Genomic DNA, 26,019 nt, shown 5'->3' with positions numbered 1-26,019 from the left:
GGATCAATGCCCGTTGGGAGCAGCAGACCGGCGCCAAATGAAAGGCCCGCTTCGTGCGGGCCTTCCGTGACAATCGCGTTCGACTATTTCTGATCCTCGTTGCTGGTCCCGGACCCCGGACTGCCGATCGGCACCCCATTCGGAGCGCGCCCGGCACCCATGTTTCGCTCGGCCTGAGCTGCCGTGGGCGACTTGCCGGCGGCAGTCGGCGCCTGAACGTTGGGATTGGTCGGGCTGTTATTGGTGTTGATGTTGGCGCCTGTGGTGGTGCCCTGCGTTCCCATGCCGGAGGGAGCCGACGGCCCGGAATTGGCACTGCTGGGTGACGTTCCCATTCCGGCGCCCGATGAGGCCGCAGATCCGCCGCTGGTTCCGCCGGTCCCCGTGCCTGCCGCGGCACCCGCACCTGCGCCACCGCCGCCTGCGCCACCACCACCGCCTCCGCCACCACCGCCTCCTTGAGCAAGGGCGGCCGTCGAAAGCGCAGCACAAGCGATCGTGACGAGGATGGATTTACGGATCATGGATCGTCTCCCTGGTTTGGCAGACAATCCAGCCCGGCAGGAGTTGTTCCTTCCGCGGGGGAAGCGAGCTTCGCGTCTCAGGACTTTGGCGACTTGCGGTCCCACGGCCGTTTGCCATCGGCGTCGCGATCCCATGGTCGCGTGGCCGGAGCCCCCTTCTCATCCTCGGCGGCCTTCGCGCGGTCCGCCTGGACGCGTTCGCGATCGGTGAGAGGTGGGGCTGTGGGAACTGGATTCGTTTGAGCCAGAACCGGAAGCGTCGTCAGGAGCGCGACAATAAGGAATTTTGTCATTCCCGGCTCTAGCACTTTCACCTTGGCTTGTCCGATTTAAGTTCGGCCGCTGCGCAAGATCATCCCGTCACAATCGAACAGGACGTCAATTATTACTCCGGTTCGCGCTCCTGAAGCTCTTGATCTCCGACACGCTGCCGTCGCGATAGGTCAGCTCCACCGAGACTGATTTCGTGCTTGGCGCGAGCTTCATGTAGAGCGGCATGCCGGCGCTGACCGCGCTGGGGTCGCGCATGTCGCAGGGTGGCATCTTCAGCACCTGGTTGGGCACGGCGCTGTCGACGCCGATGCGCACCTCGCGGATGGCGCAGCGGTAGGAGACGAGATGGGTGTAGTAGACGAGCAGCCCGTTGAACTCGCGGAACGACAGCCAGCTCGTCGAGGTCATGTCGAGGATCTTGCGCTGGTCGCGGATCAGCGCGGCCTCGGGATCGAACCTGATCGGGAACGGGCCCTGCATGTCGCCGGACTGATCGACATAACGGACCTCGATGGTGCCAGCCTGCGCATCCGGCGGCAGCTCGATCGACGGGTTCGGCATCCGCTTGCGGGTGCGCGGATCGAGCGTGTCGATGAACCCGGTCTCGCGGAAATCGCCCGTGCCGGCAATGCGCCAGGAAATGCCGAGCGTCGGATCGGCGAAAGAGAAGGTCACGCTCCAGCCGCCATTGTGACGCGAGAAGCTCGCGATCGGCGCGTTGAGGGTCTCCTCCTTGGGCATCTGCGGCACCGACACCGGCGGCAGCGCCGCAAGCTTCGTGGGCGGCGGATCGTCCGAACGCGCGGCGGTGTCCTTGGCGAGGCCGCTGAGGAAGACATCGTCGACCATCTGGTCGAAATAGACCGGCACCTGCCTGTGCTTCACGGTGTCGGCGAGCTCGCTGACGGCACGGCGGGTACGCTGCGCCACCTGCACCAGATTCTCGCCGGGCTTGAGCAGCTCCTTGGCGAAGGTGCGCGTAAACACTGAGTTTGGATTGGCGTCGTCATTGGAGAGCCGATCGAGCGCGGTCTGGCGGGGACCCGCGGAGAACACCGAGAACACGCCCTCCGGCAACTGGGTCATCGGCGCGAGCCCGCCGGCGCCGGCAACCGCGCGGGTGCCCTTGCGCTCGAACGGATTGTTGCGGCAGGCGTCGAACACCAGGATCGAGGTCCGCGCCTTCTTGTTCTGCAGCCGCTCGACGATGCGGTCGGCCAGGATCGAGGCGTCGCGCACCAGCTCCTCCTGCCCTTCCGTCGCAGCCGGCACGTCGGTCGGCAGCAGATAGTTCTGGCCCGCGATCTCGAAGCCGTGGCCGGCATAGAAGAAGAAGGCGGTGTCGCCGGGCTCGATGGCCTTGTCGAAGGCGAGCAGCGTCTCGGAGAATTGCTGCCGGCTCTGGTTCTCGGCGACCATCACCGAGAAGCCGAGCTGCCTCAAGGTGTCGCCCATGGTGCGAGCGTCGTTGACCGCCTTGAGCAGCTTCGGCACGTTCTTGTAGTCGTTGTTGCCGACGACGAGCGCGACGCGCTTAGCGGCCCAGGCGGGCCCCGCGAAACCGCTCAGGCCCACCGCGAGGCCAAGGGCCGCCAGAATTCTGAAAAGCCGACGCGTCATCACAAAATTTCCCGTTGCAGAACCGGCCCTGCCACCGATCTTCGAACGGCAGTTCATGGGACCCCCCTGCCGCTGTGTGATAGTCGGCCCAGACCTGACGACGGTTCAAGGACCCCGGGGGGCTCCGATTGTACGATCCGACTATGGCCGATTCCGCTGGAATCTGTTTCCTTTTGGACAATTTCGCCGGAAGCGAGGGGCTGCCGTGTTGCACTGGTGTACGGACGAGGTCGACCCGAAGGATCGCTTCGACTATTGGCGCGAGGTGCGCGCCAAGGGGTTGTTCGGTGTCACCGCCGAGCTCGCGCGCGAGCGGCGCGCGGACTTCTTCGGCGAATTCTCGCTGCGTAAGCTGGGCGGCGCCGGCCTCGTCGAGCTGAAGGCCTCGCCCTACGCGGTCGAGCGCAGCGCGTCGGACATCGCCTATGCCCCGGGTGAGGCGATCTGCGTCTACCAACAGCTCGGCAGCGGCGGCTGGTTCGGCGGCATGCGCGCAAGCGACTTTGCCATTGCCAATGGCAGCTTCGCCACCAGCCATACCGACCTGCCGTACCGCACCGCCCCGCTGGGCACCGGGGGCTTCCACCTGCGGATCCTCAAGATCCCCGTGAGCCACATCCCGGTGCAGGACAAGCGCATGCGCGAGCTGGCGCCCCGGACCTTCAACGATCTGGCCCTGGCGCCCCTGCTCGCGGCCTGCTTCGCCGATCTCGGCGAAATCGCCGCGGACGATACGGCCTCTGCCGTCCAGACCTCGTTAGTCCAGGCGTTGGCCCACCTGGCGCTGATCGAGCGCGGCATCGTGCGGCCCGGAAGCCGGCGGGGACAGGAGGCACTGCGGACCGCCCGCCTCTCGCACGCCCGACGGCTGATCGCGCGCCACCTTCAGGACCCCAATCTTGCGCCAGCCATGGTGGCCGACCTGCTCGGCGTCTCCGTTCGTCACCTGCACATGCTGTTCGAGATGGCGGAGAAGAGCTTTTCCCAGACGGTGACCGACGAGCGCCTGAAACAGAGCCGCCGCCTGCTGCGCGAGGCGCCGGAACGGCTGATCGCCGACATCGCCGCCTCGTGCGGCTTCGAGAGCCTGGCGACCTATTACCGGGTGTTCAACGCCGCCTACGGCATGGCCCCAGGTGATTTCCGGGCCAAAGGCACGGACGGGCCTTAGCTGCTGTCTAGGCGGTTGCGGCCAGGCGGAGGGGGCTCGGGGGAAAACCCCAGCCGCGCCCGTGATTTGGGCAAAAACCTCAGGCTTTTTAGGCTCTTCCCGCGCCCGCTCCATTGACTTTGGCCAATTCCCGCCTATGTTCCGGGTCGACGCGGCTCAGATCGAAGAGCGATTCCTGAGCCTTGCGCTTTGTCCGCGTGAGTCAGCACCCCCAGCTTCTTCGAGAGCGCGCCGTTTCGGGGTGGAACGCGACAGCCTTATTACCCTCGATTCCGAACGGCGGTTTCGACCAGAGGCTCAATGTCCTTTTCAGATCTCGGACTGTCCGAAAAAGTCCTCGCCGCAGTGGCGGCCACCGGTTACACCACCCCCACCCCGATTCAGGAACAGGCGATCCCCCACGTCCTCGCACGCAAGGACGTGCTCGGCATCGCCCAGACCGGCACCGGCAAGACCGCGGCCTTCGTGCTGCCGATGCTCACCATCCTCGAAAAGGGCCGCGCCCGGGCGCGCATGCCGCGCACGCTGATCCTCGAGCCAACCCGCGAGCTCGCGGCCCAGGTGAAGGAAAACTTCGATCGCTACGGCGCCGGCCAGAAGCTCAACGTCGCCCTCCTGATCGGCGGCGTCTCCTTCGGCGACCAGGATGCCAAGCTGATGCGCGGCGTCGACGTGCTGATCGCCACCCCCGGCCGGCTGCTCGACCATACCGAGCGCGGCGGCCTGTTGCTCACCGGCGTCGAACTGCTCGTCATCGACGAAGCCGACCGCATGCTGGACATGGGCTTCATCCCCGACATCGAGCGCATCTGCAAGCTCGTTCCCTTCACGCGGCAGACCCTGTTCTTCACCGCGACCATGCCGCCGGAAATCCGGCGCATCACCGAAGCCTTCCTGCACAATCCGCAGAAGGTCGAGGTCTCCAAGCCCGCCACGACCGCCGTCACCGTTACGCAAGCCCAGGTGCCCGCCGGCCGCGAGGCGCACGAGAAGCGCGAATTGCTCCGCCGTTTGCTACGCGAGGCCAAGGACCTCAAGAACGCGATCATCTTCTGCAATCGCAAGCGCGAGGTCGCGATCGTTCACAAATCGCTGCAGAAGCACGGCTTCAGCGTCGGTGCCCTGCACGGCGACATGGACCAGCCGGCCCGCATGGCCGCGCTCGACCAGTTCCGCAAGGGTGAGCTGCCCCTCCTCGTCGCCTCCGACGTCGCCGCCCGCGGCCTCGACATTCCCGAGGTCAGCCACGTCTTCAATTTCGACGTTCCCCACCACGCCGACGATTACGTCCACCGCATCGGCCGCACCGGCCGCGCCGGCCGAACCGGCACCGCGATCTCGATCGTGACACCGCTCGACCAGAAGTCGATGGCGGCGATCGAGAAGCTGATCGGCCAGAGCATTCCGCGCGCCGAAGGCGACTATGAAGTCCACGCCGAAGCGGGCGAACAAGGCGAGCGTCCGCGCGAGCAGCGCGGCCGCGAGCGTTCACGCGGCGGACGCGGCAAGCCGCAGCGCGGCGAGCGGCGCGGTCATGACCGCGAGCGCAGCCACGAGCCGCGCGAGGCGCGTGGCGAGGCACGGGCGGCTCCCGAGGCGAGGCCGGCACGCGAGGCACGGCCTCCGCGCGAAGCCAGGCAATCATCCGAGCCGCGCAATGGTGTGCGCCCGCAAGCGAATTCGTCGCATGTGCCCTCGATCGGCCGTCCCGAGCCGCGCCGCCAGCGCGAGATCGACAGCGAGCCGGGCGATCACTCGCATCTGCCGGCGTTTCTTCTGCGGCCGGTGCGCTCCCCCGCCGGCGCCTGAAGCGCGCTGGCGCGCCAGATTTCGGTTGAAGATCCTCGATCTACAATTTTTTGGATGCCCCGTGAACGTATATTTACGGGGCGTTCACGATCGTCCGTTAGCCTACGAACATAATTTAAGGATTGCTGCGGTCGATGGCGCGTCGGCCGCTGTGGGGATGTTCAGTGATCAAGGTACTCGACGAACACGAACGCACCCTGGCGTTCGCCGAGGTGGCGCTCGGTCAGATCCGATCGCTTCGACAGACGGCCATTCCCCGCAATTACGAGATCTGGTACGTCTACGCCACCGGCTACAACGCACCGCTCAACAAGATCATCAATGAGACGCTGGCGCGCAGCGGCAAGCTGACCGAGGCCGATCTCGAGCAGATCTACGAGACCTATCTCTCCCACATCAAGACCACCGACCGCATCGACAAGGTCGGCGCGCGCGTCGTCGGCGAGATCGACGACGTCGTGAAGGTGTTGGGCGAGGCGCTCGGCATGACCGGGGCCTACGATACCAGTCTGTCGGATGCGACCGAGAAACTGTCGTCGGCCGAGAACCGCGACCAGGTCAAGGCGATCGTCGAGGCGCTGCTGCGCTCCACCAGCGAGATGCGCGAGACCAACAAGGCGCTCGAAGAGAGGCTGACGCTGTCGAAGAACGAGATCAGCAATCTCCAGCAGAGCCTGGAGGCGATCCGCGCCGAAAGCCTGACCGATCCGCTCACGGGCCTGGGAAATCGCAAATATTTCGACCGCATGATCGGCATCGCAGTGCAGAGCGCGCTCGTCTCGGGCGAGCCGCTGTCGCTGCTGCTGTTCGACATCGATCACTTCAAGTCGTTCAACGATTCCTACGGCCATCTCACCGGCGACCAGGTGCTGCGGCTCGTCGGCCTTTCGCTGAAGCAGACCATCAAGGGCCAGGACATCACGGCGCGCTACGGCGGCGAGGAATTCGCGGTCGTTCTCCCCAACACCGCGATGCGCCAGGCACTGACGGTGGCCGACCACATTCGCCGCGCCGTGATGGCGAAGGAATTGAAGAAGAAATCGACCGGCGAGATCCTCGGCCGCGTCACCATCTCCGTCGGCGTCTCCATGCTCAGGGAGGGCGACGACACCGACGCGCTGATCGAGCGTGCCGACGCCTGCCTCTACGCCGCCAAGCGCAACGGCCGCAACCGCGTGATCTGCGAAGCCGATCCGGAATTCGCGATCGAGAGCCACAGCCGGGTGGCGTGACGTTCATCCTCGCATCTGTAGGGTGGGTTAGCGCAGCGTAACCCACCTCTTGTCTATCAAGGTGTATGAAGTGGTGGGCTACGCTGCGCTAACCCACCCTACGCATCGCCTTCCCGGCAACCTTCTTCGCCACACCCTTCTTCGGCGCAACCTTCTTCTTCGCCGCCGCCTTCTTCGCCTTCGGTCGCTTCTTCACCTTGGCGCGCTGGGCGGCAGTGAGCGCCGCCCTCGCCCATTGCGCAAGCTCCTGGGAATCGTCGAACAGGCGCGCCGGCAGCTCCCAGTAGGAATTCACAACCACGGTCTTGGCGCGGGTCGAATACTGGAACGGCTTCGAGCCTTCGGCCTCGAAGTCGGGAATGGTCGTCTCGTCGGCGCGAAAGAACAGGCCGGCGCGCAGCGACAGCGCGAAATTGACGCCGTCGGCGGAGATGCCGTAGCCGGAGAACATTTTCCGGATGGTGACCGGGCCGAAATCGGCGAACAGGTCGATCAGGAATTCGCGATCCATCGGAGGCTTCCCTGCGCAAGCAAGTGGGCCTTCATAGCATTTCCGTCATTGCGAGCGAAGCGAAGCAATCCAGACTTCCGCCGCGGAGGCAGGTTGGATTGTTTTGTCGCCAGCGCAAGATTGCTCGCAATTTTGTCGCGGGCTCTTCGCAGTGACGCTGGAGAGTCTACCCGTCGATCTTTGCCGGCCGCAACTCGACCGATTCGCCGCAACCGCAGGCGGAGACCTGGTTGGGATTGTTGAAGACGAACTGGGCCTGCATCTTGTCGGCCTTGTAGTCCATCTCGGTGCCGAGCAGGAACAGCACGGCCTTGGGATCGACCAGGATCTTGACGCCCTTGTCCTCGACGACCTCGTCGGTCGGGCGGATGTCGTGGGCGTATTCGACCGTGTAGGACTGGCCGGCGCAGCCGCCGTTCTTCACGCCGACGCGCAAGCCCACGATCTCCGAGTCCGCACGCTGGGTCAGCTCGGTGATGCGCTGGGCAGCGGCATCCGTCAGCCGCATCACCTGCGGGCGCGGGCGCCGCGGCTTCGGAGTGGATGCTGGTGTCGAGCCTGACGAAATCTGGGTCATGTTGTCTATGTGGTCCGTTGCGGAGCGAATTCAATGCGGCCCGAGGGCGTCACCACATGTTCAGCACGAGGCGGGCCTCGTCGCTCATGCGTTCCGGCGACCACGGCGGCTCCCAGACGACCTTGACGTCGACCACGCCGACGCCGGGCACGCTCGCGACCGCGTTCTCGACCATGGTCGGCAGCTCGCCGGCGGCCGGGCAGTTCGGCGTCGTCAGCGTCATCTGCACGTCCACGGAACGGTCGTCCTTGATCTCGACCTTGTAGATCAGGCCGAGCTCGTAGATGTCGGCGGGGATTTCCGGGTCGAACACGGTCTTGAGCCCGGCGATGATCTCGCGGGTCAGCCGCTCGGTCTCCTCCGGCGGCAATGCCGAATGGGTCTCCATCGGATTGGCTTTGATTTCGGCCGTGTCACTCATGCAAACAAATCCCGCGCCTTCAGCAGCGCCTGTGCCAGATGATCGACTTCTTCCCGCGTATTATACATGCCGAACGAGGCCCGGCATGTCGCCGTCACGTTGAACCGCTCTAAAAGCGGCATGACGCAATGGGTGCCGGCTCGCACCGCGATGCCCTGGCGGTCGATCACGGTGGCGACATCGTGGGCGTGCGCGCCCTTGAGCTCGAAGGAGATCACGGGGCCCTTGCCCCGCGCCGTGCCGATCAGCCGCAGCGAGTTGATCTCGCGCAGGCGCTCCTGGGCGTAGGCGGTGAGGTCCGCCTCGTAGGCGGCGATGCGTTCCTTGCCGATCGAGTTGACGTAGTCGATGGCGGCGCCAAGGCCGACGGCCTCGACGATCGCCGGCGTGCCCGCCTCGAACTTGTGCGGGGGATCGCCGTAGGTGACGACGTCGCGCGAGACCTCGCGGATCATCTCGCCGCCGCCGTTGAAGGGGCGCATCGCGACGAGGTGGTCGTACTTGGCCCAGAGCACGCCGATGCCGGTCGGACCATAGACCTTGTGACCGGTGAAGACGTAGAAGTCGCAGCCGATATCCTGGACGTCGACCGGCAGATGCACCGCGCCCTGGCTGCCGTCGACCAGCACCGGAATGCCGCGGGCATGGGCGATCCTGACGACGTCCTTGACCGGCACGATGGTGCCGAGCGCGTTCGACATCTGCGTGATCGCGACCAGCTTGGTCTTCGACGTCAGCAGCTTCTCGAATTCGTCGATGAGGAAATTGCCCTCATCGTCGACCGGTGCCCATTTGATCACCGCGCCCTGGCGTTCCCTCAGGAAGTGCCAGGGTACGATATTCGAGTGGTGCTCCATGATCGAGATGACGATCTCGTCGCCTTCCCCGATGTTGGGGGCACCCCACGAGGACGCGACCAGGTTGATCGCCTCGGTCGCGTTGCGGGTGAAGATGACTTCCTCGGTGCGCGCAGCGTTGATGAACTGCGCCACCTTGGTGCGGCCGCCCTCATAGGCTTCGGTCGCGGCATTGGCGAGGTAGTGCAGGCCGCGATGCACGTTGGCGTATTCGGATGTATAGGCCTGCGTCATGCGGTCGAGCACAGCACTCGGCTTCTGCGCCGAGGCGGCGTTGTCGAGATAGACGAGCGGCTTGCCGTAGACCTGCATGGCGAGCGCCGGAAAATCCTGGCGCACGCGCGTAACGTCATAGGCGCCGTTCTTGACCGCCGGATGCGTGCTCATGACCGCCGCTCCAGCCAGCGCTCGGCGATGCCGATGACGTGCTCGCGCAAAGTATCATCGGCGATCTGCTCGATCGCCTCGCCGACGAAGGCCTGGATCAGCAGCGCCTGGGCCTGCTTCTCCGGCAGGCCACGGGCCTTCAGGTAGAACAGCAGGCTGTCGTCGAGCGCGCCGGCGGTGGCGCCGTGGCCGCAGGAGACGTCGTCGGCAAAAATCTCGAGCTCGGGCTTATTGTCGGCCTCGGCCTCGTCCGAGAGCAGCAGCGCGCGCGTCATCATCTTGCCGTCGGTCTTCTGTGCGTCGGGACGGACGATGATGCGGCCCTGGAACACCGAATGGGCGCGGTCGTCGATCACCGCACGGAAGATCTCGCGGCTGACGCAGTTCGGCACGGCATGGTCGACCACCAGTGTGGTGTCGCCGTGCTCGGTCTTCTTCAACAGGTTGACGCCGTTGACCGAGAGCTGGCTGCCCTCGCCCGCCAGCGTAATGAAGCCCTGCAAGCGGCTGACCGCAGCGCCGCTGGTCATGTTGAAGACGTTCAGCTTGGTGTTGGCGCCGACGGTAACGAACTGCGAGGTGATGTTCACCGCATCGGCCGCATCGTCCATCAGGCGGATATGCGCGACGTCGGCGTCATCGCCGACCGAGATGATAACGGCGTCGTTGACCTGGTAGGCCGCAGCGCCGGCGGCGACGAAGCTCTCGATGATGGTGGCGCGGGCGCCCTTCCCGATCGCCACCTGCGAGCGGGTGAAAGCCGAGGCCGATGCGGCGGTCGCAACATGGATGATCTGGACCGGCGCAGAGAGCTGCGTTCCATCCGCGATCGACAGCACCACGCCGTCGGTCGCCAGCGCCGCGTTGACCGCGATCACGGCATCGGTGGACGCGGTCTTGAGGAGACCGGCATCCTTATCCAGCGTCTCGCGCAGAGTCTTGAAGCCGACCTCGGACGCAAGCGCCTTCACGTCTGAAAGCTCAGCCGCGAACACGCCGTCGACCAGGACCAGCTTGCGGGCGCCCGCGATGGCATGCGCCTTGACCGCGTCCGCGGCGCGCTTCAGCGCGGTCGCATCGGGTACGGCCGCCAGCGGCAGCACCTCGCCGACCAGCGCGCGCAGATCGGTGTATTTCCATTCCTCGATCCGGCGGTGCGGCAGACCGAGACGCTCATAGGTCTCGAACGCCTCGCGGCGCGCCGCCATCACGTCAGGCGAACCCGGCAGGCGGCCTTCGGCGCTGGCGAAGAGATCGCTCACCGCGCGGCCGCTCCCGGTCTTTGCCACAGCAACGTTCATCTTAAAATTCCTTACGCGGCATCCTCGAACTGGGCGTAGCCGGAGGCTTCCAGCTCCAGCGCCAATTCCTTGCCGCCGCTCTTCACGACGCGGCCCCTGGACATCACGTGCACGACGTCGGGCACGATGTAGTTCAGCAGCCGCTGATAATGGGTGATGACGACCATCGCGCGCCCCGGCGAGCGCAGTGCGTTGACGCCGTCGGCCGCGATGCGCAGGGCGTCGATGTCGAGGCCGGAATCCATCTCGTCGAGGATGCACAGGCTGGGCTCGAACAGCGCCATCTGCAGCACCTCGTTGCGCTTCTTCTCGCCGCCGGAGAAGCCGACATTGACGCCGCGCTTGAGCATGTCCTGCGGGATGTTCAGCGACTTCGAGACTTCGCGGACCTTCTTGAGGAAGTCCGGCACCATCAGCTCGCTCTCGCCGCGCGCCTTGCGCTGCGCGTTCAGCGCCGTGCGCAGGAAATTCATGGTGGTGACGCCGGGGATCTCGACCGGATATTGGAACGCCAGGAACACGCCCTTGGCGGCACGCTCGTCGGGATCCATCTCCAGCAGGTCCTCGCCCCTGAACAGGATCTGGCCGTCGGTGACCTCGTAGCCGGGCTTGCCGGCGATGACATGGGAGAGCGTCGACTTGCCGGAGCCGTTCGGCCCCATGATCGCGTGCACCTCGCCCTCGTTCACGGTCAGCGTCAGCCCGTGGAGGATCTCACGCTCCTCGACACGAACCTTGAGGTCTTTCACTTCAAGCAAAGCCATAATGTTTTTCCATCTATCCCCTCATCCCAGGGAGCGCCGCAGGCGCGTCTCGAAGGATTGAGGCCACCAATCTTTCCGGTATCCATCCTTCAAGGCGGCCGCTTGCGCGGCCTCTTCAGGACGAGGTCCGAGCTAGCCGACCGACCCTTCGAGCGAGATCGAGATCAGCTTCTGCGCTTCCACCGCGAACTCCATCGGCAGCTGCTGCAGCACGTCCTTGACGAAGCCGTTGACGACGAGGCCGACCGCTTCTTCCTGGCTGAGCCCGCGCTGGATGCAGTAGAACAGCACGTCCTCGGAGATCTTCGAGGTCGTCGCCTCGTGCTCGAACGTCGCCGACGAGTTCTTGGCTTCGATGTACGGCACGGTGTGCGCGCCGCATTTGTCGCCGATCAGGAGCGAGTCGCAGGCGGTGAAGTTGCGCGCGCCGGTCGCTTTCCGGTGCGCGGTGACGAGGCCGCGATAGGTGTTCTGCGACTTGCCGGCGGCGATGCCCTTGGAGATGATCCGGCTCGACGTGTTCTTGCCGAGATGGATCATCTTGGTGCCGCTATCGACCTGCTGGTAGCCATTCGAGATCGCAATTGAGTAGAACTCGCCGCGCGAATTGTCGCCGCGCAGAATGCAGCTCGGGTATTTCCAGGTGATCGCAGATCCCGTCTCGACCTGGGTCCAGGAAATCTTGGAATTGGCGCCGCGGCAGTCGCCACGCTTGGTGACGAAATTGTAGATGCCGCCCTTGCCTTCCGAATTGCCGGGGTACCAGTTCTGCACCGTCGAATATTTGATCTCGGCATCGTCGAGAGCGACGAGCTCGACCACGGCGGCATGCAGCTGGTTCTCGTCGCGCTGCGGCGCGGTGCAGCCTTCGAGATAGGAGACGTAGGAACCCTTGTCGGCGATGATCAGCGTGCGCTCGAACTGGCCGGTGTTGCGCTCGTTGATGCGGAAATAGGTCGACAGCTCCATCGGGCAGCGCACGCCCGGCGGTACGTAGACGAACGAGCCGTCGGAGAACACCGCCGAGTTCAGCGTCGCGTAGAAATTGTCCGAGGTCGGAACCACCGATCCCAGATATTTCTGCACCAATTCAGGGTGCTCGCGGATGGCTTCCGAGATCGGCATGAAGATCACGCCGGCCTTCTTCAGCTCAGCCTTGAACGTGGTCGCAACCGAGACCGAATCGAAGACAGCATCGACCGCGATCTTGCGGCGGGCGGGATCCTCCTCGCCCGGCTTGGGCTCGACGCCTTCGAGCATGGCGACTTCCCGCAAGGGGATGCCGAGCTTCTCGTAGGTCTTCAGGATCTCCGGATCGATCTCATCCAGCGAGGAGACGGTCTTCTTCGGCTTGGGCGCCGCGTAGTAATAGAGGTCCTGGAAGTCGATCTTCGGATAATCGACGCGCGCCCAGGTCGGCTCCTGCATGGTCAGCCAGCGCCGATAGGCCTCCAGCCGCCACTGCAGCATCCAGTCGGGCTCGTTCTTCTTCTGCGAGATGTATTTGACGATCTCTTCCGACAGCCCCTTGGGGGCCTTCTCGGACTCGATCAGGGTCTCAAACCCATAACGATACTGGTCGACGTCGATGCGCTTCACGCGCTCGACCGTCTCTTGTACGGCTGGCATTCCATCCTCCGCTCGCGGTTTCAAGGACCGCGGTGGATCAAACTCGGACGAGTATTACGATATTTCTCTGCGGAAAGCACGGGCTTAGAACCGTTCAAGCCGTGTTTCATCGCTCAACCCTTAAGTAGGGTATTACCAAGCTTTCGCCAAGCCTCTAACGCCCTATTGATGTCCGCCGGTTCCGTGGACCAGCCCAGACTGAGACGCACCGCTCCCTGGGCCACCACGGGATCATAGCCCATCGCCGACAGGACGTGAGACGGCTGGACCTTACCGGAGGAACAGGCGGAGCCGGAAGACACCGCGACGCCCTCCAGATCGAAGCCGATCACGGCGGTTTCGGCCTTGAGGCCTGGTGCGGTGAAAAGGACGGTATTCGGCAACCGTGCCACGTCTTTCGCAAAGACTGTCGTGCCGGGAACGTCGCGGACGCCATTTTCCAAGCGATCTCTGAGACTTGCCATACGCTTCACATCTTCCGGCAGAGCCTGAAGCGCAGCCTTCACCGCCGCGCCAAAGGCGGCGATCCCGGCAGTGTTCTCGGTTCCGGCCCGGCGGCTGAACTCCTGTCCGCCGCCCCGCAGCACCGGCTCAAGGCCGCTTATCCCATTCGCCATCGCCAGGGCGCCGACCCCCTTGGGGCCGCCGATCTTGTGCGCAGAAAAGGTCGCAAGGTCGGCGCCTACTGAATTGATATCGAACGGTATTTTGCCAAGCGCCTGGATCGCGTCGACATGCAGCAGGCCGCCGGCCTCGTGGACGATGGTTGCAGCCTCCGTGACGGGCTGAAGGGCGCCGGTCTCGTTGTTGGCGGCCATGATCGAGACCAGGGCTGGCGGGCCGCCCTTCAGCAGCGCCTTCAAATGACCGAGGTCGACCACGCCGGAGCGCGTGACCTGGATCAGCCCGATCTTGTCCGCCGGGAACCGGCCGCCGGCCAGCACCGAGGCGTGCTCAACCGCCGAGACCAGCAGCCGCTCGACGGGTGCGCCGGAGGGGCCCCGCAAACCCGGCGAGAGCGCCAGCGCATTGGCCTCGGTTCCAGCGGAGGTGAAGACGACGTTGCGCGGCTGCGCCCCCACCGCGGCGGCGAGTGTCGCGCGGGCTTCTTCGACCAGCCGCCGCGACTCCCGCCCCTCGGCATGGACCGAGGATGGATTGCCGACCAGGTCGAAGGCTGCGACCATCGCCGCTCGCGCCTCGGGGCGCAGCGGCGTGGTCGCATTCCAGTCGAGATAGACACGGTTCGGCATCTGGCCCTCTTAGCACCTTTTGTCGTTCGGCCAATCGGAGGGCGTGCGCTCGTCAGGCCAGCTGTTGCTCCGTCCTCGCAACACTTCGGGGCACCGCCCGCAACCCGAACAGCGGCCGAAGCCAGGCAACGCGCCGGACGATCTCATAGCTCGCCACACATGTGAGCGCGGTCCCGGCGATGACAATGGACGCTTCGATCCCAGCCGACAGACCGCTGCCATGCAATTGATGCGCGATCACGATGATCGCGGTCTGATGCACTATGTAGTACGGGAAGATCGCGTCGGTCAGATAGCGCCGCGCCGGGCTGTCGGCTGTAAGATAGCGCCGGGCAAAGCCCAGCACGACGGCGATCGCGAGCCATTGATAACAGCCATAGGCCGAGGCGGCGAACCACTTCAGCATGGGCGACGGCGCAAACAGGCCGGCGCGTACCAGGATGAAGCCAGCGAAGCACGCGGCGGCGGCCAGCAGGGCCGCCCAGCGCAGGCGTTCGAGTTCGCGCCAGATCCCCTCCTGCTTGGCCAGCAGGAAACCGATCAGGAAGGCCGTGGCGTGGTCCGCGTGGTTGTACCAGTCGCCAAACAGCGCGTGTGTCGACGGGAAAGCCGGGAACAGCACCAGGCGCCAGGCCGCATACAGCAGGCAGGGCGCGATCAGGAGCCATGGGCCGGTAAGCGCACGAGCCAGCTTTCGGCCAAGCCAGTCAGCGCCGGCCGGCCATAACGCGAGCACGCCGATCAACGCCATGGTGTAGACCCACAGATAGACCACGAACCAGAGGTGGTTCCAGGTCGGCAACACGATGCACGGCTTCGGACAGAATTGCGCGCCGAAGGCGAAGTAGTGCCTGGCGTAGAAATCGAAGAAGCCGGCGGGATAGCCGAGGCTTTCGACGATCTGGAGATAGGCCTGCGGCGGCACGATCACGAGCATGCCGAAGATCAGCGGGATCAGGAGCCGCGCCGATCGCGCACCGGCAAGCGAGGCGAGGCTGGACTTGCCGAGCATGAAGCGGGTGGCAACCCCAGACACCAGGAACAGAAGCGACAGCCGCCATGGGTTGAGGAAGAGCATCACCGGTTCCAGCCACGTCAGCCGGTGCGTGCTCTTGATGTGAAATCCCCAGGACACGTAGAGCATGCCGACGTGGTAGAAGATGAGCAGCGCGAAGGCTAAAATCCGCACCCAGTCCAGGTCGATACGCCTTTCAGAGCTTTGGGATTGCTGTGGTGTTGTCATGGTTTTCTGCTCCTTGACGGGACGACAAACGCGGTTTTGGGGCCAGGACTGACGAAAATGGCTGACACCGAAAATGCTCCGCCTGCGGCGCGCGTCGAGCCGGTTTGGGATCAGAATCGGACACGAGGGGATGAGCTGCCGGCGGCTGGGACGAGTCGCGGGACTTTCGGGATCGGCGGCGGCGACCGGATGATGTTCGCAGCGATCGCGGCCGTCGCGCTCGTGATCGGAATCGTCAATGCGTTTTCGTTCGCTCAGGACGCGGCCTGGCGCGGCGACAGCTACGACATCGGCCGGCGGTTGTTCTGGGAGATGTCGAGCATCGCCGTCATCCTGCTGTTGCTGCCGATCCTGGTTTTGGCGGTCCGCCGCATGCGCCGGACAGCCGGCCTCGCCGCCCAGGCGGCCATCGGGGCGATCGCCCTGCTCGGCTTCTCCACCCTCCACATCACCGGCATGGTCTGGGTGCGGAAGCTCGCGCTCTGGCTCGCCGGCGGCGCCTACGATTTCCGTTTCTCGCTCGCGACGGTCCTGTATGAATTCCGCAAAGACGCCGTGGCCTTTGTTCTGATCGCCGCCACGATCTGGCTGCTCGAAAGCCGGCGTGAGCTGAAGAGCGCGGCAGTCGCATCGTCGGCGCCGCCCACCCCGAAGCAGCCATCGTCCGCCGATCTGATCTGGCTGCGCGACGGCACCAGCCGCATTCGCGTGGTGCCGCGCGATATCCTCTGGGTCGCGTCAGCCGGCAATTACATCGAATATAGCCTCGCCGACGGCACCCAGCACCTCATACGGGGCACGCTGGCAGCGGCGGAAAGCGAGCTGGCGCGCTTTTCCATCGTTCGCGTCCACCGGACCAAGCTCGCCAATCTCGACCGGGTGCGCGGCGTGGACCTCAAGCCATCAGGGGATTTCGAGCTCGCCTTCGACAACGGCCAGACGCTCGGCGGCAGCCGGCGCTACCGGCCGGCGGTCGCATCGCTGGGAAGCCGAACCGCGCCAGCGGGAATCGCCCCAGGCGCCCCCTAAACAATCGTGATTTCAATAAGTTGGATAGCACCCTTCGGCAGGACGGCCGGCTCTTGCCGTGCTTCGGTTGATTCAGGCAGGTCCAGGTCGCGGCAGGCAAGCCAGAGATGACAATGCAATGACTGGCTAAGCTCTTGAGCTGATTGAGAGATGTCGAAGAAGCTTGCTTTTTGACCCTGGCCTTGTGTTAGAAGCGCGCGTCAGTTCACCTGCGCGCCACTCGCGCATCATCCGAGGGCGCGCCTCTCCACCCTTCATCCGTGCTCTCGTCGGCGGCAACGCTGCGAGAGCCACAATCGGACGATTGCGCAGGGATCACCTCCAAGGGACTTAGATCAGAGATCATCGATGCCTGAAGTCATTTTCACCGGCCCCGCCGGCCGCCTCGAGGGCCGCTATCACCCGGCCAAGCAGAAGAATGCGCCGATCGCGATGATCCTGCATCCGCATCCGCAGTTCCACGGCACGATGAACCATCAGATCGTGTACCAGTGCTACTACGCCTTCGCCCATCGCGGCTTCTCGGTGCTGCGCTTCAATTTCCGCGGCGTCGGCCGCAGCCAGGGCGCGTTCGACCACGGCACCGGCGAATTGTCCGACGCGGCCGCCGCGCTCGATTGGGCGCAGACCATCAATCCCGAGGCGCGCGCCTGCTGGGTTGCCGGCTTCTCCTTCGGCGCCTGGATCGGCATGCAGCTCTTGATGCGCCGCCCCGAGGTCGAGGGCTTCATCTCGATCGCGCCACCGGCCAACCTCTACGACTTCTCGTTCCTCGCGCCCTGCCCGTCCTCAGGTCTGATCGTGCATGGCGAGAAGGATGCGGTGGTGCCGCCCAAGGACGTCAACACGCTGGTCGAGAAGCTGAAGACCCAGAAAGGCATCGTAATCGATCAGCAGATCATCCCCGGCGCCAACCACTTCTTCGACTCCAAGCTCGAGCCGCTGATGGAAACCATCACGGCCTATCTCGACATGCGCCTCGCCAACGTGCGGTAATATCTTCCGACGTGGATGGGTTCGCGGCATGGCTGCGAACCCATCACCCTGGAGATTGCGAGCGATGAAGGCGTATCTGGTTCTTGATCTCTCGGTGAACGACTACGCCGGATTCAAGACTTACATCGCTGAAGTTCCGGCGTTCATCGCCAAGCACGCAGGGCGATACATCGTCCGCGGCGTCGAGCCGACAACGATTGAGGGCGACTGGGCGCCCGAGCGTCTCGTCATCATCGAATTTGCGGACCGCGAGAAGGCTCAGGCCTTCTTGGATGATCCTGAGATTCAACCCCTGTTCAAACTGCGTCAGGCGACGACGACCAGCAGGCTGCTGCTCGCGGATGGGTGCATCTGATCGCAGCAACTGACTACGCCAGCTTGAGCGCGACGATCCCCATCAAGACGAGCGCGATGCCGGCAAGCTTCATCGCGCTCAAGGTCTCGCCGAACAGCACCACGCCCATCAGGAACGTGCCGGCCGCGCCAATGCCGGTCCACACCGAATAGGCGACGCCGACCTCGAGCACCTTCAAGGCGCGCCCGAGCAGGAATACGAAGGCGGCGAGCAGCACGAGCGAGGCGATGCTCCAGCCGGCGCGCGTGTAGCCTTCGGCATATTTCATGGTGATCGCCCAGCCGACGTCGAGCAGGCCCGCGATCACCAGCATGAGCCAAGCAAGGGATTGTGACATCGGACGGGGCTCACGCCGCGAGCTTGAGCAGATGCGCGTCGTGGCGAATGAGGAAGGCGCGCAACAATTGCGGATAGTCCGCCCCGACCGCGCTGCGCACGCTCGGGCGCTTTGCGAGCTCGGCACGCCAGGCACGAACCTTCGGCACGTCGTTGAAAATGCCGTGCTCTGTCAGCTCGTCGAACAGATCGAAGTAGCGGAAGATCGGCGCGAACACGGCATCGACCAGACTGAACGCATTGCCGGCGAAGAACGGACCTGCGCCGAGCGCGGCCTCGACACGCGCGAACTTTGCGACCAGCGCCTGGCGCTTGCTTTCGAACGTCGCCGGATCGGTTGTGGTCTCCAAGCCCCAGAGGTCGCCGAGGATCGCCGAGCCGAACTCCATCCAGGCACGGTGCTCGGCCCGCTGCAACGGATCCGCCGGATGCAGCCTGCTGCCTGCCTGCGTCTCCTCGATGTACTCGCAGATCACGTTGCTCTCGAACAGCGCGACCTCGCCCTTCTCCGTCGTCACCACCAGCACCGGCACCTTGCCGAGCGGCGAGAGTTTGAGAAACCAGTCGGGCTTGTTGGCGAGATCGATGTCGATCCGCTCAACCGGCACGCCCTTCTCCTTCAGCGCGATCACCGCGCGCTGCACATAGGGACAAAGCTTGTGGCTGATCAGTTTCAGGGAAGAGGTCATGGCAAGGATCCCGGCAGTTAGATGCGACTGCATCCAATATAGATGCAACTGCATCCAATCGTCAAGATCCATGCACCTGCATTAACCACCAAATATTAGCCCGGGAGCTTCGAGTTTGAGTTTGCCGGACGGGGATAGTCTTCAAATCCCGGGCAGTGGCAATCTTTGCAGCTGCACCTATCGCCCTCCAGATGATGATAGCCGATGGGATGCTGACAATGGAGACAGGTGCCCCGCAAACCATCAGAGGGACCCGGAGGAAAACCATTCGTAGAATCGTTCAAGTTCGGTCTCCTCGCAAAGCTGGCCGGCGGGCACCCCGCTTTACGGCCTGGCGATCACCCCGCCGGTCATCGGCATCGGCACGCCCGTGGTCGCCGGATAGGACAGTGGCAGGCCCTTCATGCCGCGGACGGCGAGAAAGCCGAAGGCCTGCGCCTCGATGGCGTCCGAGGCCCAGCCGAGCGTTTCGGCCGCCTCGACCGTGGCCGAGCCCACCCGCTCCCGCAGCATCCGCAGCATGGTGAGATTGCGCGCGCCGCCGCCGCAGACAATCCAGCTGCGCGGCCGTCGCGGCAGAAGAGGAATGACGCGGGCGATCGCGGCCGCGGTGAAGGCGGTCAGCGTCGCTGCGCCGTCGGCAGGCGCGACGTCGCCGAGCCGCAGGGCCGCAAAATCGTTGCGGTCGAGCGATTTCGGCGGCGGGCTTGCGAAGAACGGCACCTCCAGCGCCTGCGCGATCCAGGCTTCGTCCACCTTGCCGAGAGCGGCGAATTTGCCTTCGGCATCGAACGCCTGGTTCATGCTGCGGTACATGAAATCGTCCAGCAGCGCGTTGCCGGGGCCGGTGTCACAGGCGATCAGCGTTTCGTTGCCGTCGATATAGGTGATGTTGGAGACGCCGCCGATATTGACCACGACGATCGGCCCTTCGCGCTCCAGCGAATGGGCGAGCGCGCGGTGGTAGACCGGCACGAGCGGCGCGCCCTGCCCGCCCGCCTCGACGTCGGCGGCGCGGAAGTCGTGCATGACAGGAATATGGAGGGCCCTTGCCAGCGCCGGCGCGTCGCCAATCTGCACCGTCAGCCGTCTTTCGGGCCGGTGCAGCGCGGTCTGGCCGTGGAAGCCGACAATGTCGATGTCCTCCGGCCTCATCCGATTCTGGGCGAGGAAGGCTGCAACCGCCTCGGCATGGGCCTGCGTCACCGCCCGCTCGGCATCACCCAGAATGCCCGGGCGGGCGTCGCGTTGCTGCAGCTGCACGGCCTCGCTCAAGGCCTGGCGCAGCAGGTTGCGCTCGGCCGGGCCATAGGGCCGGTAACCGGACGGCCCGAACGCCTTCACCTGCTTTCCGTCGGTTTCGATCAGCGCGACATCAACCCCGTCCAGCGAGGTGCCGCTCATCAAACCGAGTGCCGTCAACATCATCTTAAGCGCGCCTCGACGTCGCTGCTGGACGCGTGACTTGTATCAACCAAGTACATCTTATAATGCCACAGCGAGCTAGACTGCCGGAGCCCGAGGAGCAAGGGTTCCGCAACTTGCGGCAATCACCGTAAACTTGGAACTATCCGAGTCGCACACAAATGACTGAATTTAAATCAGATTTTCTGCGAGAGCTGCAGTGGCGCGGCTTTATCCATCAAATCTCAGCGCCGGTTGAACCATTGGATGACTTGGCGAGGCGGGGGGAACTGACCGCCTACGTCGGCTATGACTGCACAGCGCCCTCGCTCCACGTCGGCCACTTACTATCAATAATGATGCTCCATTGGCTGCAGGAGTATGGAAATCGGCCAATCACGCTGATGGGAGGCGGCACCACTCGAGTTGGAGATCCTTCTGGGCGAGATGAAACGCGAAAGCTGCTCACGTATGAGCAAATCGAAGCAAACAAGGACGCTATCCGCCGCACATTCAGACCTGAGTTTGTCAGATTCGGATCCGGCCCCAGAGACGCGATCATGCCAGATAATGCTGAGTGGCTGACTCGCCTAAACTGGATTGAAATGCTGCGCGACGTCGGGAGGCATTTCTCTGTCAATCGAATGCTCGCGATGGATTCTGTTAGGCTCAGATTGGAGCGAGACCAAGAGATGAGCTTCATCGAATTCAACTACATGATCTTACAGGCGTTCGATTTCGTTGAGCTCAACAAGCGTTACGACTGCCGTTTGCAAATGGGAGGCTCTGATCAATGGGGAAACATTGTCAACGGTATTGAACTTGGCAGACGAATGGGCACACCTCAACTGTTCGCCTTAACGTGCCCTCTACTAACGACTGCATCTGGCGCCAAGATGGGAAAAACTGCATCTGGAGCGGTTTGGCTGAACGCCGATATGCTCAAGCCGTACGAATATTACCAGTTCTGGCGCAACACCGAAGACGCGGATGTTGTACGGTTTTTGAAACTTTTCACTACTCTACGCCAGACCGACATCGCCCGCCTTGCAAGTCTCGAAGGCGCCGAGATCAACGAAGCAAAGAAGATTTTGGCTAGGGAAGCCACAGCGTTGATGCATGGAAGGTCTGCCGCAGAGCAAGCAGAACGCACAGCACAGGAGACCTACGAATATGGAAGCTTCGGTACTGACCTTCCAGTATTGATCGTCTCGGTTGGCGACTCCCTGCCTGCAGCAAATACGCAGCTTGGTTTCTCGAGCTCAAACGCTCAGGCTCGTCAATACATCAAGGACGGCGCAATGAACCTTGGTGGTCGTGTTGTGACCGATCCGCAATATCGCTTACGGAGGGAAGACTTCGATGACGACGGACGCGTGTTGCTAAGCACAGGGAAAAGGAAGAGAGGAATCCTGACGCTAGGCTCCGATTGATAGTGAATCGGAAGAAGCACGTCCTCATCAAGCCTGCATAGGCGCATGAGCTTTTCGCTGCTTGTCATGGCGCACGGATGCGCGCTCCCTGACGGCAATGGACCAGAACACGCCCAAGGAAGCGAGCAAGGATAGCGCCGTAGTCACCCGGCGGGACGCGGTGCGCACCGCACTCGTCGTGCTCGGCCTCTGCTTCACGCTGGCTGTTCTTGGCCGGGGCTTGAGCGAGAGCTTCACGGTCTTCCTCAAGCCGATCTCCGAAAGCCTCGGCTGGGATCGCGCCCAGGCCGTCTCGATCTACTCCCTCACCTGGCTCGTCAGCGGCATGACTGCACCCCTGGTCGGGCGCCTGTTCGATCATTCCGGGCCACGGCTCGTCTATGCGCTCGGCTTGCTCCTGCTCGGTTCGGCGTTTCTGATCGCGAGCCATGCGCACGCCCTCTGGCAATTCCAGCTCTCGATCGGAATCTGCGTCGGCATCGGCGTTGCCTTCATCGGCAATGTGCCGAACTCGATCCTGCTCGGTCGCTGGTTCGGACCAAAGCTGCCGACCGCCATGGCGGTGGTCTATTCGGCGATGGGCGGCGGCGTGCTGGCCTTGCTGCCGGCCTCGCAGCTCCTGATCGATCATCTCGGCTGGCGCGAGACCTACCAGCTGTTCGGCTTTGCAGCGCTCGGGCTGCTGGCGCCCCTGCTGCTGCTGCCCTGGCGCATGTTCGCGGCCGGCTCGCCGCACGTCGCCAAGAAGAGCGATCCTGACTTCGTCGACAGCGGCTGGACGCTTGCGAGCGCGATGCGCCACCACGCATTCTGGGCGCTGTTCTCGACCTTCTTCTTCACCGCGGTCGGCATGTATGCGATCGCGGCGCAGATCGTGGCCTATCTGATCGACGCCGGCTTTCCGCCGCTCCAGGCTGCGACCGCCTGGGGCTTCTCCGGAATCGTGCTGGTGTTCGGCATGCTCGGCGTCTCCGCGCTCGACGGCCTGATCGGACGGCGGCCGTCGGTGCTGCTCAGCTACGCGATCTCGATTCTCGGCATCGTTCTGCTCTGGCTGCTGCAGTACTATCCGAACGTCATTCTGCTCACCGGTTTCGTCGTCTGCTTCGGCAGCATGATGGGCTCCCGCGGGCCGCTGATCAGCGCCACCGCCATGAAGATCTTTCGCGGCAAACGCGTCGGCACCATCTTCGGCACGATCTCGATCGGCAGCGGCCTCGGCTCGGCCTTCGGTTCATGGAGCGGCGGCCTGATCCACGATGCCACGCACGGCTACGATCTCCTGCTCGTCTTCGCACTTGCGAGCGTGATCCTCGGAATGATTCCGTTCCTGGTCGTCCCTGCTTTGCGGGAGTAGGTCTCCCCGACGTAACCTGCACACCCTGGTTTCACCGGAATCCTACGGACGAGCGCGAGGCGAACGTGCAAAAAAGAGGGTCGCATGCAGCTGGTGGCGGCGCCTTGCGGTGTTTTGTCCGACATGACGAAAATGTCAGCGCTGAATTGATCCTGGTGGCTTGCGAGGCGGAAGCGAATGCGGTCCAAGTCGCAGCATTGGGTCCAGCATTGGATGGAGGGCAAACCAATGGACTTTCCCTATCTTACTCGCTTTCAACCGGTTCTCCTGAGCCTGTTTCGCTTCATCACCGGCCTGCTGCTGTTCCAGTACGGCGTCGCCAAGCTGTTCAAGTTTCCGGCTGTCCCAATGTTCGCCAAGGTCGAGCTGATGTCGCTTTACGGCGCCGCCGGTGCGCTCGAACTGGTGCTTGGCGGGCTGCTCATGATCGGCCTGTTCTCGCGCCTCGCAGCCTTCATCTTGTCCGGTGAAATGGCTTTCGCCTACTTCATGGGCCACATGTTCAGGGGCGAGACGCCGATCTTCCTGCCGCTGCTGAACAACGGCACCCTGGCGATCCTGTTCTGCTTCGCCTGCCTGTATCTCTCGGCGGCGGGCGGAGGCCCGGTCAGCGTCGACGCAGCGATGGGCAAGAAATAGCCGCCGGACCGGCGGGCGCATCCGCGCCCCGCTGAAGCACATCTCATCCGCTAAGCACGAGGATGGCGCCGGCAGATCTCCGGTGCCGTCTCAGCGCGCGCCCAGCACGTTCCAGATCAGAACGAGGGCCGCGACGAGCAGCAGAGACATGATGATGCGATGAACGAATCGATTCATTGCAGGTCCGTCCAGACGGTCTAGCTGCCAAAACCCAAGATCGATTCCCTTCCCCAGACGGGCTGGAGTCCGTCTGCACGGCGATTTGCCTGCACCATTGCGCACGCGCCTGCGCACGTTGTCCGCGCGGCAGGCCGCCGCATGCCTCCATTCATGATTGGTAAGAACTTCATGCTACCGGTGCGAGCAATAACAACCATTCCGTAGGGGCTGTGATGAAACTGCTGAGTCATTTGAAGATCCGCACCAAGCTTGCCAGCATGGTCTGCCTCGCGGCTCTCACGGTCACAGCCATCATCGGCGTATCGGCCGTGCTCAGCAAGAGCCGGATGATGGAGGACCGCGTCCAGCAGATGCGGACCGCCGTCGAACTCCTCTACAACTACGCCCAAGCGCTCCAGGACGAAGTGACCGCCGGCAAGCTGACGCCGGCCGAGGCCAAGAGCCTGTTCCACCAGCGCGGCCGCCGCATGAACTTCAACGGCAACCAGGGCTATCCGGTGGTTTACAATCCGGACGGCTCCCTGGTCGTGAACGGCGCCAACCAGCAGCTCGAAGGCAAGATCACCGGCGCCAAGGATTCAAACGGCGTGCTGATTGCCGACGCCATCATCAAGGCCGGCAGCGAGACTGCGCAGGGCGGCGTCACCTCCTATCTCTACCCCCGTCCCGGCCAGACCGAGCCGGTCCGCAAGACCGTGTTCGCGCGCAAATTCGCGCCCTGGAACGTCATCATCAGCTACGGCCTCTATGTCGACGACATCGACGCCGATGTGCGCGCCTTGACGCTGGAGCTTGGCGCCATCGGCATCGGCCTGATGCTGCTGATGGCGGCGCTGTCCTGGCTGATCGCCCGCGACGTGCTCGGCGCGCTCGACCGTCAGAAGAACCGCATGCAGGCGATTTCCGAAGGCGCCATCGACAAGCCGGTCGAGGAGACCGACCGCGGCGACGAGATCGGCCGCATGGCCGAGACGCTCGAAATCCTCAGGCAGACCGCGCTCACGGCCCGCACGCTGGAGGCCGCGCAGGTCGCGGCCAAGGCCCGCAGCGAGCAGGAGAAGCGCGAGGCCCTGATCGCCCTTGCCGACCGCTTCGATGCCTCCGTCGGCCAGCTCGTCGGCCTGATGGCCTCCGGCTCCGGTGAATTGGAGACCACGGCCAAGTCGATGTCGTCGACCGCCGAAGGCACCAATCGCCGCGCCGCCGTGGTCGGCTCGGCCGCCAATGAGGCCAGCCAGCGCGTCCAGACCGTCGCCTCCGCCGCCGAGGAGCTCTCCTCCTCCATCACCGAGATCAGCCGCCAGGTCGCGCAATCGGCCGAGGTCACGGGACGTGCGGTGGACAGCGCCCGCCGCACCGACACCATCGTGCGCGCACTCTCGGACGGCGCCCAGCAGATCGAGCATGTCGCCGAGCTGATCTCCAACATCGCGGCGCAGACCAACCTGCTCGCGCTCAACGCCACCATCGAGGCCGCCCGCGCCGGCGAAGCCGGCCGCGGCTTTGCCGTGGTCGCTTCCGAGGTGAAGTCGCTGGCGAGCCAGACCGCGGAAGCCACCCGCGAGATCGGCGACAAGATCGCCCAGATCCAGGGCGCCACCAAGGAAGCTGTCGATGCGATCGGCGGCATCACCGCCACCATCGAGGAGGTCAGCCGCATCGCCACCTCGATCGGCGCGGCCATCGAGGAGCAAGGCGCCGCCACCGCCGAGATCGCCCGCAGCGTCTCGCAGACCGCGGAGGCGACCAAGGAGGTCACCACCAATATCGGCGGCGTCTCCACCGCAGCCAACGAGACCGGCAACGCTGCCGGCATGGTGCTCGCTGCAGCCAGCAACCTCTCCAAGCAGGCCGAGCAGCTCTCCGGCGAAGTCGGAACATTCCTGAAGGGCGTGCGCGCGGCCTGACGCCCCGCTCCAGCCTCAAAACGTTTGGCGCGAAAGCATCGCCACATTCGTCATGGCCGGGCTTGTCCCGGCCATCCACGTTTTTGGCCGCGCCGCACGAAGAACGTGGATGCCCGGGACAA

Annotated in this window: 24 protein-coding genes; 10 read left to right on the top strand and 14 right to left on the bottom strand. The window is 64.1% G+C overall.

The window, feature by feature from the left end; translation table 11 throughout:
- Positions 1-83 precede the first annotated feature (83 nt).
- On the bottom strand, positions 84-524 hold the full coding sequence (locus N2605_RS15780; RefSeq protein ID WP_225156025.1) for a hypothetical protein: 441 nt from the start codon (positions 522-524) through the stop codon (positions 84-86).
- Between the two features lie 378 nt (positions 525-902).
- Positions 903-2,417: a caspase family protein gene (locus N2605_RS15775; protein WP_225149557.1), complete on the bottom strand. Its 1,515-nt coding sequence runs from the start codon at positions 2,415-2,417 to the stop codon at positions 903-905.
- Between the two features lie 205 nt (positions 2,418-2,622).
- On the opposite strand from N2605_RS15775, the gene N2605_RS15770 reads away from it, so the two are divergent.
- The 3 genes from N2605_RS15770 to N2605_RS15760 all read left to right on the top strand — a co-directional run bounded on the left by N2605_RS15770 (position 2,623) and on the right by N2605_RS15760 (position 6,629).
- Positions 2,623-3,588: a helix-turn-helix domain-containing protein gene (locus N2605_RS15770; protein ID WP_260347215.1), complete on the top strand. Its 966-nt coding sequence runs from the start codon at positions 2,623-2,625 to the stop codon at positions 3,586-3,588.
- Between the two features lie 300 nt (positions 3,589-3,888).
- A complete protein-coding gene (locus tag N2605_RS15765) occupies positions 3,889-5,397 on the top strand; it encodes a DEAD/DEAH box helicase (RefSeq protein WP_260347214.1) in 1,509 nt (502 codons plus the stop codon).
- Positions 5,398-5,561: 164 nt separating this feature from the next.
- Positions 5,562-6,629: a GGDEF domain-containing protein gene (locus N2605_RS15760; protein ID WP_260347213.1), complete on the top strand. Its 1,068-nt coding sequence runs from the start codon at positions 5,562-5,564 to the stop codon at positions 6,627-6,629.
- Positions 6,630-6,717: 88 nt separating this feature from the next.
- Here the strand turns inward: N2605_RS15760 and N2605_RS15755 are convergent, their stop codons facing one another.
- From N2605_RS15755 to N2605_RS15715, 9 genes are all read right to left on the bottom strand, one after another.
- On the bottom strand, positions 6,718-7,140 hold the full coding sequence (locus N2605_RS15755; RefSeq protein ID WP_057029081.1) for a TfoX/Sxy family protein: 423 nt from the start codon (positions 7,138-7,140) through the stop codon (positions 6,718-6,720).
- A gap of 166 nt (positions 7,141-7,306) precedes the next feature.
- Positions 7,307-7,717, bottom strand: a complete 411-nt coding sequence (locus tag N2605_RS15750; protein WP_074447904.1) for a HesB/IscA family protein — start codon at positions 7,715-7,717, stop codon at positions 7,307-7,309.
- 49 nt (positions 7,718-7,766) lie between these two features.
- Positions 7,767-8,138, bottom strand: coding sequence for an SUF system Fe-S cluster assembly protein (locus tag N2605_RS15745; protein WP_018641712.1), 372 nt, complete (start codon positions 8,136-8,138; stop codon positions 7,767-7,769).
- Positions 8,135-9,382 carry a cysteine desulfurase gene (locus N2605_RS15740; protein WP_036022923.1) on the bottom strand — a complete coding sequence of 416 codons (1,248 nt, stop codon included), beginning with the start codon at positions 9,380-9,382 and terminating at the stop codon, positions 8,135-8,137. Before N2605_RS15740 ends, N2605_RS15745 begins: the two co-directional genes overlap by 4 nt.
- A complete protein-coding gene (sufD, locus tag N2605_RS15735) occupies positions 9,379-10,683 on the bottom strand; it encodes a Fe-S cluster assembly protein SufD (RefSeq protein WP_260347212.1) in 1,305 nt (434 codons plus the stop codon). The genes N2605_RS15740 and sufD overlap by 4 nt, the downstream gene beginning before the upstream one ends.
- 11 nt (positions 10,684-10,694) lie before the next feature.
- A complete protein-coding gene (gene sufC, locus N2605_RS15730; protein ID WP_035999976.1) occupies positions 10,695-11,447 on the bottom strand; it encodes a Fe-S cluster assembly ATPase SufC in 753 nt (250 codons plus the stop codon).
- Positions 11,448-11,579: 132 nt separating this feature from the next.
- Positions 11,580-13,076: a Fe-S cluster assembly protein SufB gene (gene sufB / locus N2605_RS15725; RefSeq protein WP_036022921.1), complete on the bottom strand. Its 1,497-nt coding sequence runs from the start codon at positions 13,074-13,076 to the stop codon at positions 11,580-11,582.
- Between the two features lie 113 nt (positions 13,077-13,189).
- Positions 13,190-14,329 (bottom strand): cysteine desulfurase family protein, encoded by a 1,140-nt coding sequence (locus N2605_RS15720; protein ID WP_225125545.1) that lies wholly within the window; start codon positions 14,327-14,329, stop codon positions 13,190-13,192.
- A gap of 52 nt (positions 14,330-14,381) precedes the next feature.
- On the bottom strand, positions 14,382-15,572 hold the full coding sequence (locus tag N2605_RS15715; protein WP_109143899.1) for an acyltransferase family protein: 1,191 nt from the start codon (positions 15,570-15,572) through the stop codon (positions 14,382-14,384).
- A 57-nt stretch (positions 15,573-15,629) separates the two neighbouring features.
- Between N2605_RS15715 and N2605_RS15710 the strand changes: the two genes are divergently transcribed.
- The 3 genes from N2605_RS15710 (at position 15,630) to N2605_RS15700 (ending at position 17,952) form a co-directional block, all read left to right on the top strand.
- Positions 15,630-16,601 (top strand): LytTR family DNA-binding domain-containing protein, encoded by a 972-nt coding sequence (locus N2605_RS15710; protein ID WP_225125547.1) that lies wholly within the window; start codon positions 15,630-15,632, stop codon positions 16,599-16,601.
- A gap of 348 nt (positions 16,602-16,949) precedes the next feature.
- On the top strand, positions 16,950-17,597 hold the full coding sequence (locus N2605_RS15705; protein WP_035999994.1) for an alpha/beta hydrolase: 648 nt from the start codon (positions 16,950-16,952) through the stop codon (positions 17,595-17,597).
- A gap of 64 nt (positions 17,598-17,661) precedes the next feature.
- The gene (locus N2605_RS15700) at positions 17,662-17,952 is read left to right on the top strand and encodes a DUF1330 domain-containing protein (protein ID WP_225125548.1); all 291 of its coding nucleotides are present in this window, start codon (positions 17,662-17,664) and stop codon (positions 17,950-17,952) included.
- Positions 17,953-17,965: 13 nt separating this feature from the next.
- Here N2605_RS15700 and N2605_RS15695 read toward each other — a convergent pair whose 3' ends face one another.
- The 3 genes from N2605_RS15695 to N2605_RS15685 all read right to left on the bottom strand — a co-directional run bounded on the left by N2605_RS15695 (position 17,966) and on the right by N2605_RS15685 (position 20,405).
- Positions 17,966-18,289 (bottom strand): DMT family transporter, encoded by a 324-nt coding sequence (locus N2605_RS15695; RefSeq protein WP_225125549.1) that lies wholly within the window; start codon positions 18,287-18,289, stop codon positions 17,966-17,968.
- A 10-nt stretch (positions 18,290-18,299) separates the two neighbouring features.
- Entirely contained in the window at positions 18,300-18,977 is a 678-nt protein-coding gene (locus tag N2605_RS15690) for a glutathione S-transferase family protein (protein WP_225125550.1), read from the bottom strand.
- A 324-nt stretch (positions 18,978-19,301) separates the two neighbouring features.
- Positions 19,302-20,405: an anhydro-N-acetylmuramic acid kinase gene (locus tag N2605_RS15685; RefSeq protein WP_225125551.1), complete on the bottom strand. Its 1,104-nt coding sequence runs from the start codon at positions 20,403-20,405 to the stop codon at positions 19,302-19,304.
- 158 nt (positions 20,406-20,563) lie between these two features.
- Here N2605_RS15685 and tyrS point away from each other — a divergent pair, with 158 nt between their 5' ends.
- The 4 genes from tyrS (at position 20,564) to N2605_RS15665 (ending at position 25,897) form a co-directional block, all read left to right on the top strand.
- Positions 20,564-21,814 (top strand): tyrosine--tRNA ligase, encoded by a 1,251-nt coding sequence (tyrS, locus tag N2605_RS15680; protein ID WP_225140345.1) that lies wholly within the window; start codon positions 20,564-20,566, stop codon positions 21,812-21,814.
- 97 nt (positions 21,815-21,911) lie between these two features.
- The gene (locus N2605_RS15675; RefSeq protein WP_260347450.1) at positions 21,912-23,171 is read left to right on the top strand and encodes an MFS transporter; all 1,260 of its coding nucleotides are present in this window, start codon (positions 21,912-21,914) and stop codon (positions 23,169-23,171) included.
- Between the two features lie 228 nt (positions 23,172-23,399).
- Positions 23,400-23,810, top strand: a complete 411-nt coding sequence (locus tag N2605_RS15670; RefSeq protein ID WP_036000011.1) for a DoxX family protein — start codon at positions 23,400-23,402, stop codon at positions 23,808-23,810.
- Positions 23,811-24,202: 392 nt separating this feature from the next.
- Positions 24,203-25,897: a methyl-accepting chemotaxis protein gene (locus tag N2605_RS15665; protein WP_260347211.1), complete on the top strand. Its 1,695-nt coding sequence runs from the start codon at positions 24,203-24,205 to the stop codon at positions 25,895-25,897.
- The last annotated feature ends 122 nt before the right edge of the window (positions 25,898-26,019 follow it).

Origin of the sequence: Bradyrhizobium yuanmingense, assembly GCF_025200905.1 — a bacterium.
Taxonomy (GTDB): Bacteria; Pseudomonadota; Alphaproteobacteria; order Rhizobiales; family Xanthobacteraceae; genus Bradyrhizobium; species Bradyrhizobium yuanmingense.
Note: the sequence above shows the minus strand (reverse complement) of the source record. Positions and strands in the feature narration are given on the sequence as shown.